The 24,451-nt window shown below is 64.0% G+C and carries 26 protein-coding genes; 15 read left to right on the plus strand and 11 right to left on the minus strand.

Annotated features, from left to right (window positions below; genetic code table 11):
- Positions 1 to 18: 18 nt before the first annotated feature.
- Genes BM272_RS07620 through BM272_RS07635 form a run of 4 tightly spaced genes read left to right on the plus strand, consistent with a single transcriptional unit; the run spans position 19 to position 3,657 of the window.
- Positions 19 to 822, plus strand: a complete 804-nt coding sequence (locus BM272_RS07620) for a 3-deoxy-D-manno-octulosonic acid kinase (RefSeq protein WP_093428177.1) — start codon at positions 19 to 21, stop codon at positions 820 to 822.
- On the plus strand, positions 815 to 1,966 hold the full coding sequence (locus tag BM272_RS07625; RefSeq protein WP_093428178.1) for a glycosyltransferase: 1,152 nt from the start codon (positions 815 to 817) through the stop codon (positions 1,964 to 1,966). The genes BM272_RS07620 and BM272_RS07625 overlap by 8 nt, the downstream gene beginning before the upstream one ends.
- A gap of 30 nt (positions 1,967 to 1,996) precedes the next feature.
- Positions 1,997 to 2,668: a sulfotransferase family 2 domain-containing protein gene (locus tag BM272_RS07630; protein ID WP_093428179.1), complete on the plus strand. Its 672-nt coding sequence runs from the start codon at positions 1,997 to 1,999 to the stop codon at positions 2,666 to 2,668.
- Positions 2,665 to 3,657 (plus strand): hypothetical protein, encoded by a 993-nt coding sequence (locus BM272_RS07635; protein WP_093428180.1) that lies wholly within the window; start codon positions 2,665 to 2,667, stop codon positions 3,655 to 3,657. Before BM272_RS07630 ends, BM272_RS07635 begins: the two co-directional genes overlap by 4 nt.
- Positions 3,658 to 3,665: 8 nt before the next feature.
- Here BM272_RS07635 and BM272_RS07640 read toward each other — a convergent pair whose 3' ends face one another.
- Positions 3,666 to 4,529 (minus strand): sulfotransferase family protein, encoded by an 864-nt coding sequence (locus BM272_RS07640; protein ID WP_093428181.1) that lies wholly within the window; start codon positions 4,527 to 4,529, stop codon positions 3,666 to 3,668.
- A gap of 110 nt (positions 4,530 to 4,639) precedes the next feature.
- Between BM272_RS07640 and BM272_RS07645 the strand changes: the two genes are divergently transcribed.
- A complete protein-coding gene (locus tag BM272_RS07645) occupies positions 4,640 to 5,248 on the plus strand; it encodes a hypothetical protein (RefSeq protein ID WP_143613206.1) in 609 nt (202 codons plus the stop codon).
- Positions 5,249 to 5,266: 18 nt separating this feature from the next.
- Here BM272_RS07645 and BM272_RS07650 read toward each other — a convergent pair whose 3' ends face one another.
- Entirely contained in the window at positions 5,267 to 6,364 is a 1,098-nt protein-coding gene (locus BM272_RS07650; protein ID WP_240308058.1) for a glycosyltransferase, read from the minus strand.
- Positions 6,361 to 7,206 carry a sulfotransferase domain-containing protein gene (locus BM272_RS07655; RefSeq protein WP_093428183.1) on the minus strand — a complete coding sequence of 282 codons (846 nt, stop codon included), beginning with the start codon at positions 7,204 to 7,206 and terminating at the stop codon, positions 6,361 to 6,363. The genes BM272_RS07650 and BM272_RS07655 overlap by 4 nt, the downstream gene beginning before the upstream one ends.
- 148 nt (positions 7,207 to 7,354) lie before the next feature.
- On the opposite strand from BM272_RS07655, the gene BM272_RS07660 reads away from it, so the two are divergent.
- From BM272_RS07660 to coq7, 8 genes are all read left to right on the plus strand, one after another.
- Positions 7,355 to 8,083, plus strand: coding sequence for a sulfotransferase family 2 domain-containing protein (locus BM272_RS07660; RefSeq protein ID WP_093428184.1), 729 nt, complete (start codon positions 7,355 to 7,357; stop codon positions 8,081 to 8,083).
- Positions 8,084 to 8,170: 87 nt separating this feature from the next.
- The gene (locus BM272_RS07665; RefSeq protein WP_093428185.1) at positions 8,171 to 9,079 is read left to right on the plus strand and encodes a glycosyltransferase family A protein; all 909 of its coding nucleotides are present in this window, start codon (positions 8,171 to 8,173) and stop codon (positions 9,077 to 9,079) included.
- Positions 9,080 to 9,833: 754 nt separating this feature from the next.
- Complete coding sequence (locus BM272_RS07670; RefSeq protein WP_093428186.1) at positions 9,834 to 10,748, plus strand: glycosyltransferase family A protein; 915 nt, start codon at positions 9,834 to 9,836, stop codon at positions 10,746 to 10,748.
- Between the two features lie 4 nt (positions 10,749 to 10,752).
- Entirely contained in the window at positions 10,753 to 11,733 is a 981-nt protein-coding gene (locus BM272_RS13565; RefSeq protein WP_143613207.1) for a hypothetical protein, read from the plus strand.
- Between the two features lie 13 nt (positions 11,734 to 11,746).
- Complete coding sequence (locus BM272_RS07675; protein WP_093428187.1) at positions 11,747 to 12,997, plus strand: O-antigen ligase family protein; 1,251 nt, start codon at positions 11,747 to 11,749, stop codon at positions 12,995 to 12,997.
- A gap of 93 nt (positions 12,998 to 13,090) precedes the next feature.
- Positions 13,091 to 14,227 carry a glycosyltransferase gene (locus BM272_RS07680; RefSeq protein ID WP_093428217.1) on the plus strand — a complete coding sequence of 379 codons (1,137 nt, stop codon included), beginning with the start codon at positions 13,091 to 13,093 and terminating at the stop codon, positions 14,225 to 14,227.
- Positions 14,224 to 15,033 (plus strand): sulfotransferase family protein, encoded by an 810-nt coding sequence (locus tag BM272_RS07685; RefSeq protein ID WP_240308059.1) that lies wholly within the window; start codon positions 14,224 to 14,226, stop codon positions 15,031 to 15,033. The genes BM272_RS07680 and BM272_RS07685 overlap by 4 nt, the downstream gene beginning before the upstream one ends.
- A gap of 82 nt (positions 15,034 to 15,115) precedes the next feature.
- Positions 15,116 to 15,760 (plus strand): 2-polyprenyl-3-methyl-6-methoxy-1,4-benzoquinone monooxygenase, encoded by a 645-nt coding sequence (coq7, locus tag BM272_RS07690; RefSeq protein ID WP_093428188.1) that lies wholly within the window; start codon positions 15,116 to 15,118, stop codon positions 15,758 to 15,760.
- A 9-nt stretch (positions 15,761 to 15,769) separates the two neighbouring features.
- On the opposite strand, the gene speD is transcribed toward coq7, so the two are convergent.
- On the minus strand, positions 15,770 to 16,591 hold the full coding sequence (gene speD / locus BM272_RS07695; protein WP_093428189.1) for an adenosylmethionine decarboxylase: 822 nt from the start codon (positions 16,589 to 16,591) through the stop codon (positions 15,770 to 15,772).
- Between the two features lie 74 nt (positions 16,592 to 16,665).
- Positions 16,666 to 17,091 (minus strand): OsmC family protein, encoded by a 426-nt coding sequence (locus tag BM272_RS07700; RefSeq protein WP_093428190.1) that lies wholly within the window; start codon positions 17,089 to 17,091, stop codon positions 16,666 to 16,668.
- 79 nt (positions 17,092 to 17,170) lie between these two features.
- On the opposite strand from BM272_RS07700, the gene crp reads away from it, so the two are divergent.
- Positions 17,171 to 17,800, plus strand: coding sequence for a cAMP-activated global transcriptional regulator CRP (gene crp, locus BM272_RS07705; protein WP_093428191.1), 630 nt, complete (start codon positions 17,171 to 17,173; stop codon positions 17,798 to 17,800).
- A gap of 7 nt (positions 17,801 to 17,807) precedes the next feature.
- Here the strand turns inward: crp and trpC are convergent, their stop codons facing one another.
- The 6 genes from trpC to rpe form a co-directional block, all read right to left on the minus strand.
- Positions 17,808 to 18,614 carry an indole-3-glycerol phosphate synthase TrpC gene (trpC, locus tag BM272_RS07710; protein ID WP_093428192.1) on the minus strand — a complete coding sequence of 269 codons (807 nt, stop codon included), beginning with the start codon at positions 18,612 to 18,614 and terminating at the stop codon, positions 17,808 to 17,810.
- The gene (gene trpD / locus BM272_RS07715; RefSeq protein WP_093428193.1) at positions 18,611 to 19,639 is read right to left on the minus strand and encodes an anthranilate phosphoribosyltransferase; all 1,029 of its coding nucleotides are present in this window, start codon (positions 19,637 to 19,639) and stop codon (positions 18,611 to 18,613) included. Before trpD ends, trpC begins: the two co-directional genes overlap by 4 nt.
- Positions 19,640 to 19,723: 84 nt before the next feature.
- Positions 19,724 to 20,320 carry an anthranilate synthase component II gene (locus tag BM272_RS07720; RefSeq protein WP_093428194.1) on the minus strand — a complete coding sequence of 199 codons (597 nt, stop codon included), beginning with the start codon at positions 20,318 to 20,320 and terminating at the stop codon, positions 19,724 to 19,726.
- A gap of 3 nt (positions 20,321 to 20,323) precedes the next feature.
- Entirely contained in the window at positions 20,324 to 21,820 is a 1,497-nt protein-coding gene (trpE, locus tag BM272_RS07725; RefSeq protein ID WP_093428195.1) for an anthranilate synthase component I, read from the minus strand.
- Between the two features lie 119 nt (positions 21,821 to 21,939).
- Positions 21,940 to 22,623 carry a phosphoglycolate phosphatase gene (locus BM272_RS07730; RefSeq protein WP_093428196.1) on the minus strand — a complete coding sequence of 228 codons (684 nt, stop codon included), beginning with the start codon at positions 22,621 to 22,623 and terminating at the stop codon, positions 21,940 to 21,942.
- A gap of 18 nt (positions 22,624 to 22,641) precedes the next feature.
- Positions 22,642 to 23,319: a ribulose-phosphate 3-epimerase gene (gene rpe, locus BM272_RS07735; RefSeq protein ID WP_093428197.1), complete on the minus strand. Its 678-nt coding sequence runs from the start codon at positions 23,317 to 23,319 to the stop codon at positions 22,642 to 22,644.
- A 115-nt stretch (positions 23,320 to 23,434) separates the two neighbouring features.
- Between rpe and BM272_RS07740 the strand changes: the two genes are divergently transcribed.
- Complete coding sequence (locus BM272_RS07740) at positions 23,435 to 24,349, plus strand: DUF3530 family protein (protein WP_093428198.1); 915 nt, start codon at positions 23,435 to 23,437, stop codon at positions 24,347 to 24,349.
- Positions 24,350 to 24,451 lie beyond the last annotated feature (102 nt).

The raw sequence follows: 24,451 nt of genomic DNA on the forward strand, positions 1-24,451 counted from the left end.
GACCGGTAGACTGGGACCATGCAGATCCAGGCAAGCGACGACGAGATCTACCAGCGCGACCCGGTTCGGGATCGGGAGGGGGAGGGCGACGGGGTCATCCTCCACGATGGCCGGCTGGGTGCGGTCTTTCCCGCCGAACTCTTCCGCCCGGAGGCCGCGGCCATCCAGGGCGGCGGTACGGGGCGGGGCGAGGCGGTCTTCCTCTCGGCCACCCGGAAGACGGAGGCCGGCGAGGAGGAGGTGGCGCTGGTCCTGCGCCATTTCCGCCGGGGCGGCCTGCTGGGCCGGATGCTCGGGGATCGTTATATCCGCAACGGGTTGGCGCGTAGCCGCCCGGTGCGGGAGTGGCGGCTCATGCGGGAGCTGCGTCGGCAGGGGCTGCCGGTGCCGGCGCCGGTGGCGGTGCGGGTGGCCCCGCGGGGGCTCATCTACCGCGGGGACCTCATCACCGAGCGCCTGGAGGGGGCCGTGCCGCTGGCCGATCTGCTGGAGGCCGGTAACGCCTCCCTGACGCTGTGGGAGTGGGTGGGGGCGACCATCGCCCGCTTCCACGCCGCCGGCGCCTGGCACGCCGATCTCAACGTCCGCAACATCCTGGTGGATGACGCCTCCGGGATCTGGCTCATCGACTGGGACCGGGGGCGGCTGGGCGTGCGCCGGGCCGGTCCCCTGCGGGCGAATCTCCGCCGGCTGCGCCGCTCCCTGGACAAGGAGGTGAAGAGCCATCCGGCGGGCAGCAATACCGCCCTGCTGGAGCGCTCCATCCACGAGGGGTGGCCGGCGCTGGAGCGCGGATACTATCGAGGGGCCGGCAATGGGTGAGCCATCGACGGCGCGCCCCCGGGTCGCGGTGCTCATCGCCTACACCGGCGATGGCGGCGTGGAGAAGATGGTCAACAACCTCCTGCGCGGCTTCGTGGATGCCGGGGTGACCGTGGACCTGCTCCTCCTCAAGGCGCGTGGAGGTCATGTGGCGGGGATCCCGCCGGAGGTGAATACCCACTATCTCAACGCCCGCACCTCCCTGCTCGCCCTGCCGGCGGTGGTCCGCTACCTGCGCCGGGTGCGGCCGGATGCCCTGCTGGCGGCCAAGGACCGCGCCGCCCGGGTGGCGCTGCGCGCCCGGCGCTGGGCGGGGGTGGCGACCCGCGTGGTCCCGCGCATGGGCATGCACCTCTCCGGCTCCCTGGCGGACAAGTCGGCCCTGCGGCGCTGGTCGCGCTTTCGGCCGGTGCGCCGGCTCTATCCCGAGGCCGACGCCATCGTCGCCGTGGCCGGGCCGGTGGTCGACGACCTGGCCGCCATCGGCGGGATCCCGCGGGAGCGCTTCGCCGTCATCGCCAACCCCACGGTGACCCCGGAGCTGGCGGCCCGGAGCCGGGAGCCGGTGGACCATCCCTGGATGGGGTCTGGCCTCGGAACGGAGCGGGACCGGCCGGTGATCGTCGCCGTGGGCCGCCTCAAGGGGCAGAAGGACTTCCCCACCCTGCTGCGCGCCTTCGCCGCGCTCAAGCGGCCGGCGCGGCTCATCATCCTGGGCGAGGGGCCGGATCGCGAGGCGCTGGAGCGGCTGCGCGGTGAGCTGGGGCTCACCGACTCCGTGGACCTGCCCGGCTTCACCGACAATCCCTACGCCTGGATGCGGGCGGCGGACCTGTTCGTCCTCTCCTCCCGCTACGAGGGCTCCCCCAACGTGCTGGTGGAGGCCATGGCGGTGGGCACGCCGGTGGTGGCCACCGACTGCCCCAGCGGGCCGCGGGTTCTGCTGCGCGGTGGTGAGCTGGGGCCGCTGGTGCCGGTGGGCGACAGCGATGCGCTGGCGGCGGCCATGGATCGGGTCCTGGCGGCGCCGCCGGACGGCGAGGCGCTCAAGGCGGCGGTGGCCGACCACACCGTGGCCGAGAGCAGCCGGCGCTACCTGGACACCCTGCTGGGCCGCGATGCCCCGCCGGCTGGCGGCTGCTAGAATGGCGCCTCGCTGACAGGGTCCGTCCGCATGCTCATCTCCTATTCGCACAACTTCCTCTTCGTTCACATCGCCAAGACCGGCGGGACCAGCGTGCGCGCGGCCCTGCGCCGCTATCGCTGGGGCGGCTGGTACTCCCTCCCGCTATGGCTGGCCGCCCAGGTGGACCAGATCACCCGGCCGAGGCACAAGCTGGGGCTGAAGTTCCCCCGCCACGGCAAGGCCATCGCGGCGAAGGAGATGCTGCCGGAGCCGGTCTACCAGGGCTTTTTCAAGTTCACCATCGTGCGCAATCCCTGGGACCTGCAGGTGAGCTCCTGGCACCACATCCGCCGGGAGAAGCCCCACGTGCTGGCGGGCATCGACACCTTCGCCGACTTCCTGCGCTACAAGTTCGACCCCGAGCGCGACTACGACTACATGCTCGATATCTCTGCCGAGCGGCAGCACGAATACCTGGTGGACCTGAACGGGGAGGTCATCGTCGACTACATCGGCCGCTACGAGCGCCTGGGCGACGACTTCGCCGAGATCTGCCAGCGGATCGGGATCCGGCAGCCAGAGCTGCCCCACCTGCGCCGCGCCACCGAGCGCGAGGACTACCGCGCCTACTACACCGACGAACTGGCGGAGCGGGTGGCGGAGCACTACCGGCGGGATATCGAGATCCTGGGCTACACCTTTGACGGGGGAGCGGCATGAATACCGGGCGACCCAAGGTCCTGCTGCACATCGGTCTGCACAAGACCGGGACGCGCTTCCTGCAGCGGGAGGTCTTCGGCCAGCTCGACCCGGCCGAGTTCAACGTAAACCCCGAGCCGCTCTGGCCGGCGGTGCGCCAGGCGGTCCGCCATCCCGACGACCCGGAGCGGGTGGAGGCCGCCCGGCAGGCGGTGGCCGAGTGGCGGGCCTCCGGCGACGACCGGACCCTGGTGATCTCCGAGCCCCACATCTCCGGGGACATGTACGGCAGCCACCACGACTACGCCGACAACCTGGCGCTGATGCGGGAGTTCTTCCCCGAGGCGCGGGCGATGTTCTTCGTCCGCAAGCAGTCGGACTGGCTGCAGTCGGCCTACCGCCAGCACCTGGCCAAGGGCAGGCCGGTGCCCATTGAGGTCTTCCTGAACTTCTACGACGGCGAATTCCGTTCCCGGCTGGGGCGGGAGGTCTATGGGGCCCGCAACGTGGAGGCGCTGACCCTGCGCTTTCTGGCGATCTATCGCGCCTGGGCGGAGGCCTACGGCGAGGAGAGCGTCTACCTGCTGCGCCAGGAGGACCTGCGCCGGCGCCCGGCGGCGGTGAAGGCGCTCATCGCCCGCGCCCTGGGGCTGGAGGCGCTACCGGAGCCGCCGAAGGAGCGCGGCCACAACCGCAGCTACTCCGCCCTGGCCATCCACCTCTTCCACCCCACCGTGCTGCGCCACTACCCGGCGCCGGGGCCCGAGGACGTCCACGGCCGGCGGATCCCCCAGTGGCTCAACGACCTGCTGGGCCCCTTCCGCCGCATCCGCCGGAGTCTCATCCAGCACGCCTTCGACAAGGTGGTCTACAAGGACTGGGATCTCCTCGCCCGCCACGGCATGCGCGCGAGGATCGAGGACCACTACGCCGAGGAGAATGCCGAGCTGGAGCGGATCGCGCATCAGCAGCTGGCGGCGGTGGTCGGTAAGGCGTCGCCGGGCGGATAACCGCCGGCTCAGTATCCCTGCTCTGCCAGGGCCGCGGCGTGGCCGTCGGCGAAGCTGGCCAGCGCCGGGTCGCCGCGATGGGCGAAGGCGCGGGAGGGATCGAAGCGCGCCGCCTGCTCCCGCAGGGCGGCATCCCCCACCTCCAGGCCACAGAAGTCGACGATCCGCCGTAGACCCGGTTCCGGGTCGGCCAGCAGGTCCTCGTAGCGCAGCTCCAGGGCCTGCTCGCCCATCTCGGCCACATGGGCCCGCGCCCGAGCGGTATAGGCCGCCCAGAGGTCCAGTCCCCCCTCCAGCGTCCCTACCGACGGGGAGTGGCCGAAGCCGCCGCGCTTGGGTGCCAGCGGATTGTTCACGTAGCTCCGGCGCCGACGGCGGTAGCGGTGGATGGAGGCGGCCACCGCCCGCTCCCGCCGCACCCGCAGGCTCTCGGCGACATCCACGCCGTGGCGGGTAATATGTAACACCCGCAGATCCGGGAAGACCGCGCGCCACAGCGGCAGCGTGTAGGTGGTGCGCGGGTCCTTGAAGCCCCAGGGCTCGGCGATGCGGTGCATGGAGCGATAGCGCAGGAAGCGTTGGAGGCCCAGATAGCGGGCCGCGGCCGGACCGTCGGTAACGCCGGCCAGGTAGTCGACGACCCAGGGGCGGACCTCGTCATCCGCCAGCAGGGCGTCGATCCCCTCCGGCCGCTCCCAGGTGGCGCTGGCCTGGCCGAAGACCCAGTAGTTGAGCCGATTGGTGAAGCGGCACTCCTCGTTGCGCGTCGTCCCCCGCCCCATCCAGAGACCGAAGCCCTGCAGGGTGCGGGTGAGCATGCTGGTGCCGGAGCGGTGCATACCGATGAGGAGGATGGGGGGGCGTGGGGTCATGGGTACCTGGGTATGGTGTCGGCAGCAGGAGGGTAGCACGGCCGCGGGGTGGCGCGGATGTAACGCGTTTGTCATACTTACCGCTCAGTCAGTATATGGGGATCGGCCGCATGGAACGCCTCCTGTTGAACCTCGACCCCGCGTCCATCACTGAATACATCTCCATCCGGACGCCGGTGGAGAAGGCCCGTTTCAACCTGAGCGGCCTCTTCCTGCCCCAGCCGGTTCGGCGGGGGAGCTGGGATCGGCAAACCTACCCCATGGAGGACCACCCCACCTTCCGCCTCATCCGCCGGCTCTACGAGAGTGATTACGACCTGCCGACGGGGATGGTGGCACTGGAGCAGTACTTCGGGGAACGTGGCCTTTCACCGCTGAAGGCTCGGGACAAGGCCGAGCGCAAGGGTGCGGAAATCCTCTGGCGCTACGCCGAGCTGGCGAGAGGCATGGCCGACACCGGTTACCAGCCCGGGCTGGCCCGGGACGAGATCGGCGTGGCCATTGCTCGCGACGGGACGCTCCTCAAGGCTCCCGGGGGCCAGCACCGGTTTGCCGTCGCCCGGATGCTCGGGTTGGACTGCGTGACGGCCGAGGTCCGCTACATCCATCGAGCCTGGCAGCGTGCCTGCAAGGGCGCCGATCTCGAGAGCCTGCGCACCTGCACCCGGGAACAGATCCCGATGTATTACCCCTCCTGTGAGCCAACGGAAAAAGCCTGAGCAGTTCCCTCCGGGCGTCTAGCCCAGTGCGGCGAGATAGGCCGTTGCCGAATGGCCTGCGCGGAATGGTTCCGCCGCGGCACGCAGGGCTCCCGCCGTTGGAGGCTGGCTCAGAGCCTGCTCCAGTCCCGCTGCAATGCCCGCCTCATCGCCCATCGCGATCAGGGGGCCGATAGCACCGCCCTGAAGGATTTCGCCCGGCCCTACCGGGCAGTCGGTGGCTACCACCGGGGTGCCGCACGCCAGGGCCTCGACGAGCACGGCCCCGGAGCCTTCCCGGAGCGAGGTCAGGGCGAAGGCATCGGCGCGACTCATCCAGCGGTAGGGGTTGGCCTCGAAGCCCGGGAGCCGGACGTCGTCACTGATCCCGAGCTCGGCTGCCAGTGCCTCCAGCCGACCGCGCTCCCGGCCCTCGCCCAGGATCACGAGCCGGGCCGGGCGCTGCTGGCGGAGGCGGGCGAAGGCGCGGATCAGCGTCGCGAAGTCCTTGCGCGGCTCCAGGGAGCCGGCGCCCAGGATGACCGGCGGACCCTCGTCGGTGAACCAGGGGTCGTCCAGGGGCTCTCTGGCCTGCTCCAGGAAGGAGTCGGTGACGATGGGGTTGGGGATGACGTGCAGCCGCTCTCGCGGGACGCCGGCCAGCTCGTGGAGCTCCCGGCCAAGCCCCTCCGAGGGGCAGATCACGGCGTCGGCCCGGGGATACCAGAACCGCATGGACCGGATGAGTCGCCGCCCCTTGCGCGGTCCCAGGATCTCCTGCTGTCCGGTGAGGGTCATGCCCATGCGGATGGCGACCCGCGTCGGCACGCGCGCCAGCCAGCGCGCCTGGAGAGCGGCGCGGTTGAGCCGATGGCTGGCGGTGAGCAGGGCTGCCGGCTGTTCCCGCCGGAGGTAGCCGACCAGGCCGGGGAGGACCGTGTTGCGATGGGCCGCCGGGAGGCGAATGTCCCGGGCATTGGACGGTAGCTTCTCCAGGTACGGCCCGTGCCCCTTGATCCGGAGGAGATCGAATTCGTGAGCCGTTCGGCCGAATTCCGGGAGCAGATTCGCCACGATCCGATCCACGCCGCTGTGGCCGGAGGTGGCGAAGAGGAGGGCCAGGCGGTTGCGGCTCACGATGCCGATTCGTCGGTGTAGCCGAGGTAGCGCTGATAGAAGGGGTCGAGCCGTTCGTTGATGACCCGCTCGACGTGGGCGAGGTTCTCGCCCTGGAGGTAGTCTCGATAGCCGCCGACCTCGCCCTTGCGCGTCTTGAAGCTCTCCGGGTCACTGGTGTCCCGTGCGGCCAGGCGGCTGGTGCCCAGGGCGTTGCTGGCCTCGAGCTTGCGCATGTTGTTGAAGTCGCAGAACTCCACGGCCTCCTGAATGACGGAATCGGAGACGCCGTGGATGCCGAGGAACTCCAGGGCCGCCCGCAGCCCGCCGGCGGTGTCGGCCTTGAGATCCTCATAGGCGACCAGGTGGAACCCGGAGGGGACCTCCCGATTCGCGGCCCAGATGTTGTAGAAGGTCACGATGGTCTCGATGCCGCCCCGGCGCTGATGGACGAACTCGTCCATGGAGCCGGAGAAGTTCGCGTTGCGCCGGGTGTTCTGGAAGTAGGAAGAGACCAGCACGTCACGCGGGTCGCGGACCATGAACAGGACCTTGCGACCGGCGTACTCCGACTTGTCCCGGGGCAGCTCCTCCGGCTCGCAGAACTCCGGTCCGCCGTCGTGATGCTGTAGAATAAAGGGCACATCTCGCCAGGGACGGACGAATTGCCGGAGCTTCATGGGATTCCGTACACGCTTGCCCAGGTGCCCCTCCAGCGCCTTGCCGATGAGCATGACCAGCCAGGTCCGACCGCACTTCGGGTACGAGATCAGGTGTGCCCCGGCCCGCCACTTGCGCCAGCGGCGGCGAGCAAGCTGGACGGCGCGGCGGACGGGACCGCGGCGGCGAACAATCGCAGTCACAAAGGAGAATCCAGTTGCAATTACCAATGGGTATTGAATCATATGATAACGAGCTATGCGAGAGCTTTCTGATTAGCTCAGAACGATTTAGTGTCAATCCGTGAGCACACGCTTGATGCTTCCGGTAACATTACACAAAAAGGGCGCCATGATTGTATCGCATCGGAACAGATTCATCTTCCTGAAAACGAGAAAGACTGCGGGTAGTAGCACCGAGATCGCTCTTTCCCGTCTCTGCGACACCAACGACATTGTAACCCCCTTGATAGAAAAGCGGGGAGAAGAAGAGTTAAGGAAGGCAGAGGGCGGGTATGGGCCAGTCAACGCTTTAAAAAAACCTCTCCAGCATTATGGGCGCAAAGAGTGGCAACGTCTTCTCCTTAAGGCGCAACGAGCCCCTTGGAAAACTCATAGTCGCCCCCACCACATCCGTAGAGGGATAGGCAAGAAAAAGTGGGATCAGTATTTGAAGGTCACCATAGAGCGAAATCCTTGGGATAGGGCTATATCTAGATATTACTGGATGAAAGCAAGGGCACTCGAAGCCGGAGAAAAAGAGTTCCCTTCAATCACGAATTTCCTGCTGAAACTCGAGAAAGAAAAGCCTGCCCTTTTGTCGAATTGGGGTTTGTATACAATAAAAGATACAGTTATTGCGGATAAAGTAATTTTTTACGAAAGCCTTAACGAGGGGCTTTCGGATCTTGAACGTTGCCTTGGTCTTTCGGAAGGCTTGTTGAGTCTCCCGAGCGTGCACGCTAAAAGTGGCTTCAGAGAAGATAAGCGGCCGTACCAGGAGGTGCTTTCCGAAATTGACAGAGAGATCATCGCGCGTGTCTGTAGGAATGAGATAGAGGCGTTTGGCTATACTTTCTAATATATTTAGGCGAGGTTGTTAAACTGGGGACTGCTCTCTCAGGACTCGACGTTTTAAAGGTAAGACCTCATTTGGTCAGGAGTTATTATGCGAGTGTTTGTTTTTTCTTACAATAGAGGGCAATACCTCAAAAACTGCATCCAATCTCTTTGGCGGCATATGCCTAACTACCCGATAACAATCGTTGATGATGGAAGTACAGATCCTGAAGTGATAGAAACGCTTGACTGTGTCCGCGGGTACGCAGACGTGATCGTAAACGATAGAGAGGAGAAGTCTTATCTAGGTGGCCTATACAATAATATGCAGTTCGCCCTAGATTCATCCGTAAATTGCGACCTCGCCCTTTTTATTCAAGACGACCAACAAATTGTGCGGCCCATTGAGCGTTTTGACGAAAAACATTGGGACGATTACTTTTCGCGTAATCCGACTGCTCATGAGCTAGGTACAACCTTCCTAAAACGAGGGTCGAAGGCTGATTCCGATGGGATAACTATTGACTGTGCAACGGGAGTTTACTTTCGAGATCCACGCGTGAGCAAACGAGCCTATTTCACGGCTACGGGGATTTTTAATGTGGCCCGCATGCGAAAAGTCAGCTGGCGATTTGGGGCTACCGAAGGTGAGAACAATCTTAAAGCACACGACGAAAAGTTCTCGTTGGGTTTTTCAGCATATCCTTTTATGATGTGGTTGCCGAACGCGAAGAGTTCTAAGTTTCAGCGAAAAGGGCATCTTCATGCTCTCGCAGAGTGGTATCGCTGCTCTGGCTTTTATCCGTACCGAGACATGACGTCTGACGAGGTCAATTGGTTAAAATATAGATCTATAGAAAAATTGCCCTATGCGCAAGATATATTGCATCCTTTAGGTCTAAAACCAAATCAGGACTGGCTTTTTGAAGACGCAACTAAATCGATCCGTTGGATCCATAGGCGATTGAAAAAAAGAAAGAAGAAAATGGCGCGAAATCAAGCCCTGAATAGAGAGTAGGCGATCCTGGGTTTTGTTCGAGATGCTCCTGCGTTCGCAGCAGATAGTCTGGTGTTGGTCAACGGCATTGAGGGACCCGGTTACGCGGAGTAGGTAATTGGCGGGTCCGGAGTGATTCCGTGGTTTTTGATAAAGAAGATCAGGCCGCTCGGCATACGAGCTGTCCATCGCTTGGAAGTGCCTCCACGGCCGCTGGCGCTTGGTTTCGGTGGGCATGATCGAAATCCCGTGGCGCTTGAGCAGCCGATGGACTGCCGAGCGGGAGGCGTTCTCGTTGAGGAACTCCCGGGTGACGGCGAGCATGTCCTCCAGGGCGAGCCACAGGGTCCGGCGCAGGCCCACCACCACCGCCTCCTGCTCCGGCGTCAGGGCTGTGCGCAGTCGGTGGGCGGTATGCGAGCCGTCTTCGGTGGTCTCTCACTTACGCCAGCGGCGGATGGTGTCCTCGGAGACGCCGAACTTCCGGGGCAGCTCCCGGATCGGTTTGTCCGAAGCCTCTATGGCCGCTCGTCGGCCCGGCGTGGTGGCCGTGTTCTTTGCAAGCGAATGTCCATCAGGCCCGTCTCCGTCGCTGGCAACGATGTCTCGCATCACGGCGCGACTGGTGAACAGTGCCTGGCGTCGGCGGGTCAATGCAATCATCGGGGACCTGACAATTACATCGCAACATTTTGAGCGGTAGGCGAAGCAATGTCGCACTTGAGGCAAGCTTTTTAGAATGTAATGCTAACGAAATTATTGGAGGTTAATTGAGATGTTAGAAATATTTTTGTTCTCGTACAATCGCGGCAAGTACCTGAAAAACTGCCTAGATTCAATAAAGAAGCATGCCCCTAACCTGAAGGTAACAATCTTCGATGACGGCAGTAGCGATCCGGAAACACAGGACGCGCTCGCGGAGTATAGTGAAGCGTACCAAGTGGTTGTTACAGACAAAGTGAATAATGGCCACTACGTTGGTGGGCTTTATGATAACATGAATAAGGCATTAGCTAGTGCGCAAGAAGAGTTCGCGTTATTCATTCAAGAAGACATGCAGCTCGTCAGAGATGTTAACGAGCAAGATATCGAACACGTGAAGAGGTTTTTTGATAAGTATCCGGATTCTATCGAGCTACATAATGCCTTTCTAAAAGGTCGCCAAAGGGCGAAGGACGGCGAAGTCCTTGAGATTGACGAAAATGGGCCATTTTATTTTCGCGCGCCTGGCGGTAAAGGCTCTGTTAATTTTTCCGCCGTTGGTGTGATAAACGTGGGTCGATTAAAACGAGATTCGTTTGAATTTCGTCCCTTTGAGGCGCAAAATGACGAAATCATTGGCCAGCAGTATACCAGAATGGGTATCACGCCATACCCTTGGATGATGTGGCTGCCCTTTTCTGAGACGTCGAAGTTCAAGAGGAAGGGGATTTTGCAGAGGTATGCCGAATGGAAGACGGCAGCGGGTTTTTATCCATACCGTCCAATGACTTCCGCGGAAGTGGAAAACCTCTTGTCGCGAGGCCCTGAGGAGTTCCCTTACGCAGAGGACTGGTTAAGCCCTCAAGGATTAGAGGGGCGGTCTGTGTGGAATTTTTCAGATGCTGCGAAGTTTGTTCCTTTTACCAAAAAAGTCCTTAAGTTTAGAAAGAAGCTTGATAAAAGACGTAATTCTGTGACGAGGCATTAAGAGTATGAATAATCCCAGCGACGGGGTTCTGACCCTCCATTTGGGGCTGCCAAAGACAGCGAGCACTTGGTTACAAAAATCGGTGTTCCCGGCGATGGGGGGTATAGATTATTTGGGGCATATGAGTTGGAAATCTATTCGTATTCCGCCTCGTAACAGAAAGACGCGTTTAGACAAGATTTTTCGGATGCACCCTCGCGTTTGGGATAAGTTTGGTGATTTTATCTTCCGTGAGTTGATCGATGGCCGTAGCTCGTTCGAAAGAGGGAGCGTTCTGATATCAGAGGAAAAGATTATTCTTCCACGGTTTTTTGCCGAATCCGCCACCGCAGAAGATGGTCTTGATTTTCTGCTCGCTGAACATCTAGAGCGGCTCCGGATTCATGCACAGAAGGCCGGCTTTGATTATTTGCGTCTTTTGGTTCTGGTGCGAAGGCAAGATCATTGGCTCGCGTCGCGCTATGCGCAATCCAGTGCGTTTCGGGCAGACGGATCGCAAAACGACTTTGAAAGTGCCGTAAAATATCTGATTGGCAAAGGTTTCGATTTACACGGCTTCCGACTCCAATACGATCGGTTGTATCGAATTCTGTCGGAGGTTGTTGGCGCAGGCGGGGTCACGTTTCTTCCTTATGAGGAGGTGCGCTATGACAGAGAACGTTTCCTTGAAAGTTTATCTTCCGGAGTTGGAGGACGGCTAACGTCGTTACCAATCGATGAGGACACCATGCACCATTCTAATGTTAGGAGCAAGTCCAACACCTCATGGCAATTACGTAAGCGATCGAGAAAGGTTAGGGTGCCAAAATTGATCCGTCCAATTTTTGGTGGGAAGCGTAGGCTCGACTTGTCGAGACCGAGTGAAGCAAACCAGATCGTGCTATCCGAAACATTGAGCAACCAGATTCGAGAAGCCTATTATGAAAGCAATCAGAAACTTGCCGCTTTGATAAATCGGGACCTAAAAGGCCTCGGCTATTACTGATAAAGGGGGTGAGATGAGTTCGTTGATACAGTCTGGGAAAAGGGCGTGCTTCCTGCCGTTGAAAGCGGGTGGCATATTTGAAGAATGGTTCTCACGCTATCTTTGGGCGTCCTTTTCTGTTTTCGTGGTTAGCGTTTTTTTCTATTCCGGTGATATTCGGATCCACCGGAGTTTATACTATATATTGGTTTTTGCTCCGTTTTTGATCGTGTATGGGTTGAGATGGCAAAACGTACGCTTAATGCTGTCTTCCCGACTATTCTCTTTGGTGGTTATCCTGTCTCTATTTGCGATAGCGTCGTCTTTCGTGCGGCTGTTGTCGACCGGGGATATCACGAATCTGTTCGATAGCATCCGGTATGGCGTCTTGCTCTTGGGAACAATTAGCATCACCGTGTTTGTTGCGTCTCGGGGAAATCAATACCTTGATTATCTCTGCCGGGCCTTCGCTTTAGGTGCTGCAATATCTGCGCTCATAGCTGTAACTAACTATTTTAACGAAGAAGGTGCACTCACGGTTGGCGGGCGTATGGATGGAGTTCTTGCCTATGCCGGCCATCCGATTAAAATGGCTGAGTTATATGCTGTGGCGGCCATAAGCGCACTGGCTTTAAGTTTGCATAGCGCATATTCTCGAAGGAGGGAAATCTTCTGGTCGGCAGTTTATTCTCTCTGTGCTATTCCGATTTTTCTTTCTCAAAGTCGCGGGCCAATCTTAGCCCTTTTTGTTACGACAATTGTGCTGTTGGTGGCGTTTAAAAGGTGGCGCCTGGCAAGCGGTTTGATAGTGTTAGTAGGGGTCGGTTTTTTGTCCATAGTTAACTCATTAATTGAGTACCGAGACCCACTATATGCGGACACTGTCTGGGTGCGGATTGCGATCTGGGAGGCAGCATTAGGGGACTGGTGGAAAAACCCCATATTTGGAACGGGTTGGGTCGGCCCACAAAGCGTTTCTGAGCTTGTTCGGGGGCGGTACCATCAACCCCACAACGTCTATCTTGCAGTGCTTTTGCAAGGGGGGCTACTAGGGTTTCTCCTTTTTGTTGCATTGTTATTACGGGCGCTCTACGTGGGTCTTGGAGCGGTTAAGAATAGTGTTGCTATTGCTGCTGGGTTTGGAGTTATCTTGTTTTTTGCAGTAAATGGTTTTTCGATTAGTAGGTGGATCTATGATAACCCTGATCTCGTGTGGTTGGAGTTTTGGGTTCCTCTTGCTTTCATCGTCGCGCGGGAAGTTCTCCCATGTCAAAGGTGCAATTAACTGCAGGTAAGGGTATGCGAGCTAGGCATATAAGGCGAATTGTCGCTTGGAAACAGACCATGGCGACCCGAAGTGAGCTTAGCGGTTATCGTCATGTATAAGCCTGTCCTTGCCATAATTGCGCCTATGAAATCTTGGGGTGGGATAGAAGGTAAAATAGTTACTCTATGTAGAGAGTTTTCTACCTTAGGTGTTTCGGTGAGCTTGTATTTGCCAAGGGGGAGCGAGACGCCTTATCCTGACCGGTTGCCTCAGGATGTTGCGATTAAGCGTCTGAAGGGTAACCGGAAGGTAAATACAGCTATTGAAGTTGCGAAAATTCTGAAAAGGGAGCAACCAGATGCGGTGTTAGCGGCAAAGGATCATGCGATTAAAGCAAGTATCGTAGCTCGTTACCTATCCGGCAAGAGAATTCCCGTTTACATTAAGTTAACGAACCATCAAAGTGCGGTCTTGCGCCGGTTCGTTAAAAGAAAATTCGCGAAATTGATCTATCCAAAGGCGGACCTGGCCATTGCGATCTCGCGCGGCGTGGCCGCGGATTATACGAAGCACTTCCATGTCTCCCCAGAGAAGGTTTGTACGATTTATAATCCCTCCCTCCCGAGTGACTTTCATGAGCGGTCGTTATCGCATCCCGGACACGAATGGTTCGGCGATCAAACATGTGATGTCGTGGTTGCGGCGGGCCGGCTGACGGAGCAGAAAGGGTTTGATGTCCTCTTGGAGTCATTTGAAAAGGTGAGTCAGAAAAGGAGGGTCAGACTGATTATTCTTGGAGATGGGCCCGAAAGAGAGTCTTTGAAAAAGAAGGCGGAGCTCATTGGAATCGCTCCTCTAGTAGAACTAGTTGGGTTCGTGTCCGATCCAGCTCCGTGGATGGCTCATGCATCACTTTTTGTTCTCTCTTCACGTTATGAGGGTCTAGGCAACGTGTTAGTTGAGGCCCTGGCTGCTGGCGCCCCCGTCGTGTCGACCGACTGTCCCTCTGGCCCGCGGGAGATTCTGGAGGACGGGAAACTCGGTCCGCTGGTGCCGGTGGATGATGTCGATGCGCTGGCGGAGGCGATGGAGCGGACCCTCAACCGCCCGCCGCCGGCGGACGAGCGTGAACGCAGTCTCGAGCGTTTCCGTAGCGGTCCGGTGGCACGGCAATACCTGGAGACCATGGGGCTGCGGGAGCCGGCAGCGGACGCACCGGATAAGCCCCACGAAGGAGATCCGACTTGAATCCCACTGTCATCTACCTTGTCGGCATGGGCCGCAGTGGCTCGACGTTGACCGATATCCTGCTGGATGCCCACAGCGGTATCCAGGGGCTGGGCGGTGTGCGCCGGCTCGCCCACTATGCGCGTAAGCAACCCTGCCCCTGCGGGGCGCCCTCCTTCCGCGAGTGTGCATTCTGGTCCCGGGTCGAGGCGAATCTCCGGGCCGACGGGGGCCGGACGCTGGAGACGGTGGATGTTCATGCGCGGGATCCCGACCGCTTCGCCGAGGAGAATACGGCGCTCTTCCGAGCCGCCGCTGCGGCCGGCGGTACGCCGTTCGTCACGGACAACTCCAAGTCCGCCGGTCGGCTGGCACGGCTGCTGGCGGTCCCGGACCTCGACGTGATCCCGGTGTTCGTCCATCGGGATCCGCGAGGGCGGGCCCAGTCCATCCGCAAGCGCAAGGGCCAGCGGTACGTACCCACCTTCGCGTATACCTGGCGTTCCCTGCGGGCCTGGCGGCTTCTGGGTAACTACCCCCATATCGCGGTGGAGTACGAGGCACTGGCCGCCGATCCGCAGGGTCAGCTGGAGCGCCTCATGGCCCGCCTGGGGCTCGAGGCCGAGCCGGAGCAGCTCGCCTGGGCAGAGCAGGTGCACCACAATATCGGGGCCGCCGATGTCCTCAACAAGACCGAGGGCAGCACCATCCGCCCGGATGACGCCTGGCAGGAGGCGCTGCCCGGTTATATGCAGGGGATCATCAATGCCATCGCCTGGCCCGGGCGGGTCGCCAATGCCGCCCGGCACCGGCGCTGGGGGATCTGAAGAGCGGACTAAAACTTGTCGCGCAGTAGTGCGGCTGGTATCAAAGTAGCCCGAGCCGAACCACGCCCACGGGAGGGCTGCCATGACCGCGCGCCACTACACCCCCGCCGACCACTTCCTCCGCCACGTGGATGTCGGTCTGCGCACCCTCTTCGGTCGGCCCCAGGTCACCGAGCGGGCCGATCCGGCCGAAGGGGTGGCCGACGCGGAACTCTCCGATGCCGAGCGCGCCCACGTCGGCGGCCTCATGCGCATCAACCACGCCGGCGAGGTCTCGGCGCAGGGGCTCTATGAGGGCCAGGCGCTCACGGCCCGACTCCCGGAGGTCCGTGAACGCATGGAGCGCGCGGCGCAGGAGGAGAATGACCACCTGGCCTGGTGCGAGGGGCGGGTGAAGGAGCTGGGCACCCACGTCAGCTACCTGAATCCGCTCTGGTACTTCGGGTCGCTGACCATCGGGGCGCTGGCCGGGGCGGCGGGCGACCGCTGGAGCCTCGGCTTCGTGGCCGAGACCGAGCACCAGGTCATCCGCCACCTGGAGGGCCATCTCGCCCAGCTGCCGGAGCAGGATCAGCGCAGCCGCGCCATCCTCGAGCAGATGAAGGAGGACGAGGGCCACCACGCCACGGTGGCCCTGTCCGCCGGTGGTGAACGCCTGCCCCGGCCCGTGCGCCGGATCATGGGGCCGGTCTCGAAGGTGATGACGGGGCTGGCCTACCGCTTCTGAGGCGCCGTTCTAGTAGAGCGGCACCTTCTTGGAGATGTTCCGGCCGTAGAAGATCTCCATCATCTCCCGCTTGAGGTAGGAGCGGATCTCGTCCGACTCCTCCCGGGTGAGATCCTCCTCGCTGATCCCGAAGAGGTAATTGTCCAGCTCGAAGTCGTTGAGGATCGCCTTCGTGTGGAAGATGTTCTCCTGCGGCACGTTGACGTCCATCATCTGGTACAGGTCCTTGGTGTCGGGCGCCACGTAGTTCTGGATGGAATTGATCTCGTGGTCGATGAAGTGCTTCTTGCCCTTCACGTCCCGGGTGAAGCCGCGCACCCGGTAGTCCATGGTGACGATGTCCGACTCGAAGGAGTGGATGAGGTAGTTCAGCGCCTTCAGCGGCGAGATCCGCCCACAGGTGGAGACGTCGATATCCGCCCGGAAGGTGGAGATCCCGTTCACCGGGTGGCTCTCCGGATAGGTGTGTACCGTGATGTGGGACTTGTCCAGATGGCCCACCACCGATTCCGGTAGCGGCCCGGGCGACTCCGAGTTGGACAGCCCCTCGGAGACTACCGGCTCCTCGGAGACCATGATGGTCACGCTCGCCCCCTCGGGATCGTAGTCCTGGTAGGCGACATTGAGGATGTTGGCACCGATGATCTTGGTGACCTCGGTGAGGATGTGCGTCAGCCGCTCGGCGTTGTAGGCCTCATCGATGTACTCGATATAGGCCTCGCGCTGCTCCGCCGTCTTGGCGTAGCAGATGTCGTAGATGTTGAAGCTCAGCGTCTTCGTCAGGTTGTTGAAGCCGTGCAGCCGCAGCCGATTCTTGCCCTGCTCCGCCAATCGGGCATCCTCCACCGTATCGGGGTTGGTTACTGAAAAGGGGCGGCGTTTCTTACCGAATACCGCCGCTGGTGTCAATCCTCATCCGCCTCGCGGATCCGGAATTCGTGGGTGATCTCCGCCGTCCTGCCGAGCATGATGGAGGCGGAGCAGTACTTCTCCGCGGAGAGCTCCACCGCGCGCGCCACGTGTTTCTCGGCCAGGCCGCGCCCGACCACGGTGAAGCGCACATGGATCCGGGTGAAGACCTTGGGCTCCTCCTCCGCCCGCTCGGCCTCGATCTCGGCCACGCAGTCCACCACCGGCTGCCGCGCCTTCTTGAGGATGTGGACGACGTCATAGGCCGTACATCCCCCCATACCGAGCAGCATCATCTCCATGGGGCGGGGACCGAGGTTCTCGCCGCCGGACTCGGCCGGGCCATCCATGACCACTGCGTGACCACTGCCCGATTCGCCGATAAAGCGTGCCTTTTCCGCCCATTTGATCCGTGCGTGCATTCTCGCGCCTCCCCGCAATGGCTTATGATGAAAACCTGTGGCAACTCTCGCGCCGCCTGAACGACAAGGAAGACCGAACATGGCCACCCTGGAGCCCGACGACTCCTCCATACAGCGCTTCCTGGAGCACTGCCACCGGCGGCGCTATCCGGCGAAGGCCTCGGTGGTCTGCGCCGGTGAGCTCTCGGACCAGCTCTACTACATCGTCTCCGGCTCGGTGAGCGTCCTCATGGAGGATGACGAGGGCCGCGAGATCGTCCTCGCCTATCTCAATGAAGGCGACTTCTTCGGCGAGATGGGGCTGTTCGACGACGATGGTCGCCGTAGCGCCTGGATCCGGACTCGCACCGAGTGCGAGCTCGCCGAGATCGGCTACAGCCGCTTCCGCCAGCTCGCTGCCGAGATGCCGGAGATCCTCTTCGCCCTCGCCTCCCAGATGGCCCTGCGCCTGCGCAAGACCAGCCGCAAGGTGGGCGACCTCGCCTTCCTGGACGTAACCGGTCGCGTCGCCCGTGCCCTCCTGGATCTGGCCCACGAGCCGGATGCCATGACCCACCCCGACGGCATGCAGATCAGGATCACCCGCCAGGAACTCGGCCGCATTGTCGGGTGCTCCCGGGAGATGGTCGGCCGCGTCCTCAAGGACCTGGAGGAGCAGGGGCTCATCACCGCCCGCGGCAAGACCATGGTGGTCCACGGGACGCGCTAGGCGCGCGCTACCACTCCGCGAACAGCGTCCGCAGCGCCTCCCCCGGGTCCGGCGCGCGCATGAAGGCCTCGCCCACCAGGTAGGCGCCGATCCCCCCGGCGCGCAGCCGCTCGATATCCGCCGGCGCATGGATGGCCGACTCGCTCACCACCAGCCGGTCGCCGGGGATGAGCGGGGCCAGCTCCAGGCTGGTCTCCAGCCGGGTCTCGAACGTGCGCAGGTCGCGGTTGTTGATCCCCACCAGCGGCAGCGGCCGGTCCAGTACCCGCCGCAGCTCCGCCTCGTCGTGGACCTCCACCAGCACGTCCAGCCCCAGCTCCTCCGCCTTCGCGGCCAGCTCGTCCATCCGGGCGTCGCTGAGGATGGCGGCGATGAGCAGGATGCAGTCGGCCCCCATGGCGCGGGACTCCACCACCTGCCACGGGTCGATGATGAAGTCCTTGCGCAGCACCGGCCGGTCGCAGGCCTCCCGGGCCTGCTGGAGGTAGTCCGGCGTCCCCTGGAAGAAGTCGCGGTCGGTGAGGACGGAGAGGCAGGTGGCCCCGGCGGCGGCGTAGGAGGCCGCGATGGCCGCCGGGTCGAAATCTTCGCGGATCACGCCACGGCTGGGGGAGGCGCGCTTGATCTCGGCGATGATCCCGGGGCCGTCGGTGGCCTCCGCCTCGGCCAGCTCGGTCTCGAAGCCGCGCGGCTCCGGGGCGTCGGCGGCCGCCGCCTGGAGTTCGGCCTGGGGCCGCTGCGCCCTGCCGGCGGCGACCTCCTCCTCCTTGCGCGCCACGATCCGGCGCAGGATGTCCGGGGTCTGGTCGCTCATGCAGCCGCGATCTCCGTGGACAGCCGCGTCAGGGCCTCCATCCGCTCCCGCGCCCGGCCGTCGCTGATGGCCGCGCGGGCGGCCTCCACCCCCTCGGCCAGTGTCTCCACCACGTCGGCGGCGTACAGCGCCGCCCCGGCGTTGAGGATGACGATATCCCGCGCCGGGCCGGGCTGGTCATTAAGGACCTCCCGGGTGATGGCCAGGCTCTGCTCCGGCCGGTCCACTACCAGCCGTTGCAGATCGCCGCGCTCCAGGCCGAACTGCTCCGGGGTGATGGCGTAGCGCTCCAGGGTCCCGCCGCGCAGCTCCGCCACCTGGGTGGGGGCAGAGATGGAGATCTCGTCCAGGCCGTCCTCGGCGTGGACTACCAGGACGTGGCGGCTCCCCAGCCGGCCCAGGACCTGGGCCAGGGGCTCCAGCCAGGACTCGTCGTAGACGCCCAGAAGCTGGTACGGGGCGTTGGCCGGGTTGGTGAGCGGCCCCAGGACGTTGAACAGGGTCCGCGCGCCGATCTCCCGGCGCGGGCCCACGGCGTGTTTCATGGCGCCGTGGTGGGCCGGGGCGAACATGAAGCCGACGCCGGTCTCGCGGATACAGCGGGCGACGCTGGCGGCGTCGATGTCCAGGTTGATGCCGGCGGCCTCCAGCACATCGGCGCTACCGGTGCGGCTGGAGACCGAGCGGTTGCCGTGCTTGGCCACGTGGGCCCCGGCGGCAGCGGCCACGAAGGCCGCGGCGGTGGAGATGTTGAAGGTGCTGGCGCCGTCCCCGCCGGTGCCGCAGGTATCCACCAGGTGGGGTACGTCGCCGACCTCCACCCGCGTGGCCAGCTCCCGCATGACCCCGGCGGCGGCGGCGATCTCGCCCACCGTCTCGCCCTTCATGCGCAGGCCCACCAGGAAGGCGCCGATCTGCGCCGGCGTCGCTTCCCCGGTCATCACCTGTCGCATCACCGCGGTCATGGACTCGACGTCCAGATCGCGGTGTTCGGTGACGGCGCGAATGGCCTCCTTGATATCCATGATGATTCTCCGTGACGGGCCCGTTACGGCGCGGCTCGGCTGGATTCTCCGGCCCGGCCGCGCTCGGGTCAACGTGGGCGCGAGTTACCGATTCCACTCCCCGCCGCGGAAGGCGAGGAAGTTCTGCAGCAGGTCGTGGCCGTGGCGGGTCAGGATGGACTCGGGGTGGAACTGGACCCCCTCCACGGTATAGCGGCGGTGGCGCAGCCCCATGATCTCGCCGCCGTCGGCCTCGCTGGTCCACGCCGTCTCCACCAGCTCCTCGGTGGGCAGCCCCTCCCGGGCGACGACGAGGGAGTGGTAGCGGGTGGCCTCGAAGGGGTTCTCCAGGCCGGCGAAGACCCCTTGCTCGTCGTGGTGGATGGGGGAGGTCTTGCCGTGCATCACCTCCCGGGCGTGGACTACCCGCCCGCCGAAGGCCTGGCCGATGGCCTGGTGGCCCAGGCAGACGCCGAGGATCGGGGTATGGCCGGCGAAGCGGCGGACCACCTCCAGGGAGATCCCGGCCTCGTCCGGCGTGCAGGGGCCCGGGGAGAGCAGGATATGCGACGGCGCCCGGGCGGCCAGTTCGTCCACCGTGATGGCGTCGTTGCGGAAGACCTCCACCTCCGCCCCGAGCTCGCCGAGATACTGGACGAGGTTGTAGGTGAAGGAGTCGTAGTTGTCGATCATCGCCAGCATGGCCTACTCCTCCCGCCGCCGCGGGTCGGTGAAGCCGGACTCGGCCATGGCCACTGCCCGGAAGAGGGCGCGCCCCTTGTTCATGGTCTCCTCCCACTCCCGCTCGGGCACGGAGTCGGCGACGATGCCGGCCCCGGCCTGGACGTGGAGCTGGCCGTCGCGGATCACCGCCGTGCGGATGGCGATGGCGGTATCCATGTTCCCCGCCCAGCCGATGTAGCCCACCGCGCCGGCGTAGAGGCCCCGCTTCACCGGCTCCAGCTCGTCGATGATCTCCATGGCCCGGATCTTGGGCGCCCCGCTCACCGTCCCCGCCGGGAAGGTCGCCTTGAGTACGTCCATGGGCCCCAGCCCCGACCGCAGCCGGCCGGTGACGTTGGAGACGATGTGCATGACGTGGCTGTAGCGCTCGATGGCCATGGACTCGGTGACCCGCACCGACCCGGTCTCGCTGATCCGGCCCACGTCGTTGCGGCCGAGGTCCATGAGCATGATGTGTTCGGCGCGCTCCTTGGGGTCGGCCAGCAGCTCGTCGGCCAGGGCCGCGTCCTCCGCCTCGTCGGCGCCGCGGTGGCGGGTGCCGGCGATGGGGCGCACGGTGACGGTGTCGTCCTCCAGGCGCGCCAGGATCTCCGGCGAGGAGCCCACCACCTGCGTCTCCCCCAGGTCCAGCAGGTACATGTAGGGGGAGGGATTGAGGGTGCGCAGGGCGCGGTAGAGGTCCAGCGCCCCGGCGGCGTAGGGGATGGAGAGCCGCTGGGAGAGGACCACCTGCATGATGTCGCCGTCGACGATGTACTGTCGGGCCCGCTCCACGGCCGCCTCGAAGCCCTCCCGGGAGAAGCCGGAGACGAAGTCGGTCTCCTCCACCCGGGCGCGGCCCGGCGACGCCTCCGGCGGGGTCAGCGGCCGGGTGAGCTGCTCGGCGAGTTCATCCAGCCGCGCCTCGCCGGCCTCGTGCGCCCCCGACCGGGACGGGTCCACGTGGACCACCAGGTAGAGCTTGCCCCGGAGGTTGTCGAAGACCACCACCTCCTCGGAGCGCATGAGCAGGATATCGGGATTGCCGATGGGATCGTCCTTCTCCACCCCGCTCAAACGCGGCTCGGCGTAGCGCACGGTGTCGTAGCCGAAGCAGCCCACCAGGCCGCCGAAGAAGCGCGGCAGTCCCTCGGCCTCGGCCACCCGGTAGCGGCCGCGGTAGTCCTCGATCCAGGCCAGGGGGTCGGCGACCTCGGCGCGCTCGATGACCGCGCCGGCCTCCTCCACCTCCACGGTGTGGCCGGTAACGCGGATCACCGCCTGGGCCGGCAGGCCGATGATGGAGTAGCGCCCCCACTTCTCGCCCCCCTGGACCGACTCGAAGAGATAGGTCCACGGGCCGGCGGCCAGCTTCAGGTAGGTGGAGACGGGGGTCTCGAGGTCGGCGAGGACCTCGCGGACGAGGGGGATCCGGTTGTAGCCCTCGCGGGCGAGACGATCAAACGCTTGCGGGTTCATGCGGGATCTCCGATGGACGGACACGACAACGAGCGGGGGTCGTTACCGGCCCCGCCATCGCCGTACTGTCTGCCCCCCGGAGGAGTGGATCCCGAAGGGCTGGATCCCGAATGCGTACCTCATGAGAACCGGAGTCTGCCGGAATCCAGCAGCGCGGGCAATTCGTCCAGCCGGTCCATGACCGCGTCCGGCTCCATCTCCCGGATGTCCCGGCCGTGGTTGTAGCCGTAGGTCATGCAGACGATGGGGGTGCCGGCCGCCCGGGCCGCCTTCACGTCGGAGACCGAGTCGCCCACCATCAGCGCCTGTCCCGGCTCCACGCCGAAATCGGCGGCGGTCTGCGTCAGCGGCAGCGGGTCCGGCTTGCTCCGGGGCAGGCTGTCCCCGGCCAGGACCTGGCCAAAGAAGGGGGCCAGGCCCAGTTCCGTGAGCAGCGGCGTGGTGAACCGCTCCGCCTTGTTGGTGATGCAGGCCATGGGCAGGCCGCGGTCCCGGATGGCCGCCAGCCCCTCCATCACCCCGGGGTAGACCCGGCTGTGGCGGCTGCTGTTGGCGGCGTAGCACTCCAGGAAGAGCGGGTAGGCGCGCTGGAACTCGTCCTCGTCGGGCTCGCCCTCCAGCTGGCCGATGAGCGCGCGGCGGACCAGGCGCTCCACGCCGTTGCCCACCCACTCGTTGACCATGGCCTCGCCCCGGGGCTCGCGCCCCAGGGTGGCCATCATCTCGTCCACGCAGTGGGCCAGGTCGGGGACGCTGTCCACCAGCGTCCCGTCCAGGTCGAAGATGACCAGTCGCGGATCCATCGTCGGGGTCGCCAAGGGCTACTTCGCCGAGGCGATCTCGGACCGCATCTCGGAGATGACCTTGGCGTAGTCATCCTTGCCGAAGATGGCGGAGCCGGCGACGAAGGTATCGGCCCCGGCGGCGGCGACCTCACCGATGTTCTCCGCCTTCACGCCGCCGTCCACCTCCAGGCGGATGTCGCGGCCGGAGTCGTCGATGATCTTGCGCGCCTCGCGGAGCTTGTTCAGCGCCTCGGGGATGAAGGCCTGGCCGCCGAAGCCGGGGTTCACCGACATGATGAGGACCATGTCGATCTCGTCGATGACGTGGCGCAGGTAGTCCAGCGGCGTGGCCGGATTGAAGACCAGGCCGGACTTGCAGCCGTGGTGCTGGATGAGCTGCAGGCTGCGGTGGACGTGCTCGCTGGCCTCCGGGTGGAAGGTGATGTAGCTCGCACCGGCCTCGGCGAAGTCGGGGATGATCCGGTCCACCGGCTTGACCATCAGGTGCACATCGATGGGCGCGGTGACGCCGTGATCCCGCAGCGCCTTGCAGATGGGCGGGCCGATGGTCAGGTTCGGCACGTAGTGGTTGTCCATGACATCGAAGTGGACGATGTCGGCGCCCGAGTTGAGGACGTTGTCCACCTCCTCACCCAGGCGGGCGAAGTCCGCCGAGAGGATGGAGGGGGCGATGAGCGGTTCCTGCTGGGCCATGGCTGCCTACCTCGGATGATGGTTCGAATGGTCGCGTACTCTACCCGAAGAGGGGCGTTTTTTCACCCGCACCGGCGGCCGTATACTGGCCACCAAACCCCAATCGGCCCGCGCCATGCCCGCACTCCCCGTTCTGCTCCTGCCGCTGCTGCTGGCCCTCCCGGCCCCGGCCGCCGACTTCCACCCCCAGGCCGGGCGGGTGGAGGCCGGCCGGGTGGTGGAGCTGGAGGCCGACGGCCAGACCCTCGCCGCCATCGCCCGCGCCCCGGCCCGTCCCCGGGCGCGGGGCGGGGTCCTCCTGCTGGCCGGGCTCGGGGAGCATGCCAATGCCGCCGGCGCGGTCGGCCCCCTGCGCCGCGGGCTGGCCGACGCGGGCTGGCTGACGCTGTCCATGGCCTCCACTGGCGACCGGGGGGGCAACGACGCTCGGATCCAGGCCGGCCTGGAATGGCTCGCCCAGCGGCTGGAGCCGGATGGCGGCAAGCCCTTCCTGGTCCTGGGCGGCAGTGGGCACGGGGCCGCCGCGACGGCGACCTGGCTGGCGGGCAACCGGGATGGCGAGCCGGCGGTGGGCGCCCTGGTGGCGGTGAACACCCTGGTCCGGCCCGGAGATGAGGGGGAGGCGGTCCTGCGCGCCTTTCAGGCCATCGACGTCCCGGTCCTGGATATCTACGGCGATGCCGGGCGCCGGGAGGTGGTGACCACCGCCGACGAGCGGAGCCGCCGGGCGCGGGCCGGCGGCAACGACGCCTACCGCCAGGACCGGATCCAGGGCCTGGTAGACTTCCGCCGGGACCCGGCCACGCTAAATACCCGCGTGGCCGGCTGGCTGGGTACCGCCCGGGAGGAGGCGGCCGCCCGGGCGCGGGCCGCCGAGCGCCGCCGCGCCGAGCGCGAGGCCGCCGGCAAGGAGCCGGTGGAAGAGTCCCCGGAGGAGGAGGGCGAGGGGCAGCAGCGGCCCGACGACCTGGAGCGCTACTTCACACCGCCCGGGAGCAATGGCGGCGAAGGCCAGGGGGGCGGCCAGTAGCCGGTCGCCTGTGGCATACTCCGCGCCCCATCCAATCCCTTCCTGAAGGAGGTGCCACCGTGCTCCAGTCGCTTCTCATCGTCCTGCACGTCCTCTCCGTCG

This window comes from Thiohalospira halophila DSM 15071, assembly GCF_900112605.1.
In the GTDB taxonomy this organism is placed as follows: domain Bacteria; phylum Pseudomonadota; class Gammaproteobacteria; order Thiohalospirales; family Thiohalospiraceae; genus Thiohalospira; species Thiohalospira halophila.

Excerpts from the sequence above, each read along its gene's own strand:
- BM272_RS07620 (WP_093428177.1), top strand. The coding sequence starts at position 19 with ATGCAGATCCAGGCAAGCGACGACGAGATCTACCAGCGCGACCCGGTT.
- BM272_RS07625 (WP_093428178.1), top strand. The coding sequence starts at position 815 with ATGGGTGAGCCATCGACGGCGCGCCCCCGGGTCGCGGTGCTCATCGCC.
- BM272_RS07630 (WP_093428179.1), top strand. The coding sequence starts at position 1,997 with ATGCTCATCTCCTATTCGCACAACTTCCTCTTCGTTCACATCGCCAAG.
- BM272_RS07635 (WP_093428180.1), top strand. The coding sequence starts at position 2,665 with ATGAATACCGGGCGACCCAAGGTCCTGCTGCACATCGGTCTGCACAAG.
- BM272_RS07640 (WP_093428181.1), bottom strand. The coding sequence starts at position 4,529 with ATGACCCCACGCCCCCCCATCCTCCTCATCGGTATGCACCGCTCCGGC.
- BM272_RS07645 (WP_143613206.1), top strand. The coding sequence starts at position 4,640 with ATGGAACGCCTCCTGTTGAACCTCGACCCCGCGTCCATCACTGAATAC.
- BM272_RS07660 (WP_093428184.1), top strand. The coding sequence starts at position 7,355 with ATGATTGTATCGCATCGGAACAGATTCATCTTCCTGAAAACGAGAAAG.
- BM272_RS07665 (WP_093428185.1), top strand. The coding sequence starts at position 8,171 with ATGCGAGTGTTTGTTTTTTCTTACAATAGAGGGCAATACCTCAAAAAC.
- BM272_RS07670 (WP_093428186.1), top strand. The coding sequence starts at position 9,834 with ATGTTAGAAATATTTTTGTTCTCGTACAATCGCGGCAAGTACCTGAAA.
- BM272_RS13565 (WP_143613207.1), top strand. The coding sequence starts at position 10,753 with ATGAATAATCCCAGCGACGGGGTTCTGACCCTCCATTTGGGGCTGCCA.
- BM272_RS07675 (WP_093428187.1), top strand. The coding sequence starts at position 11,747 with ATGAGTTCGTTGATACAGTCTGGGAAAAGGGCGTGCTTCCTGCCGTTG.
- BM272_RS07680 (WP_093428217.1), top strand. The coding sequence starts at position 13,091 with ATGTATAAGCCTGTCCTTGCCATAATTGCGCCTATGAAATCTTGGGGT.
- coq7 (WP_093428188.1), top strand. The coding sequence starts at position 15,116 with ATGACCGCGCGCCACTACACCCCCGCCGACCACTTCCTCCGCCACGTG.
- BM272_RS07700 (WP_093428190.1), bottom strand. The coding sequence starts at position 17,091 with ATGCACGCACGGATCAAATGGGCGGAAAAGGCACGCTTTATCGGCGAA.
- crp (WP_093428191.1), top strand. The coding sequence starts at position 17,171 with ATGGCCACCCTGGAGCCCGACGACTCCTCCATACAGCGCTTCCTGGAG.
- trpC (WP_093428192.1), bottom strand. The coding sequence starts at position 18,614 with ATGAGCGACCAGACCCCGGACATCCTGCGCCGGATCGTGGCGCGCAAG.
- trpD (WP_093428193.1), bottom strand. The coding sequence starts at position 19,639 with ATGGATATCAAGGAGGCCATTCGCGCCGTCACCGAACACCGCGATCTG.
- BM272_RS07720 (WP_093428194.1), bottom strand. The coding sequence starts at position 20,320 with ATGCTGGCGATGATCGACAACTACGACTCCTTCACCTACAACCTCGTC.
- trpE (WP_093428195.1), bottom strand. The coding sequence starts at position 21,820 with ATGAACCCGCAAGCGTTTGATCGTCTCGCCCGCGAGGGCTACAACCGG.
- BM272_RS07730 (WP_093428196.1), bottom strand. The coding sequence starts at position 22,623 with ATGGATCCGCGACTGGTCATCTTCGACCTGGACGGGACGCTGGTGGAC.
- rpe (WP_093428197.1), bottom strand. The coding sequence starts at position 23,319 with ATGGCCCAGCAGGAACCGCTCATCGCCCCCTCCATCCTCTCGGCGGAC.
- BM272_RS07740 (WP_093428198.1), top strand. The coding sequence starts at position 23,435 with ATGCCCGCACTCCCCGTTCTGCTCCTGCCGCTGCTGCTGGCCCTCCCG.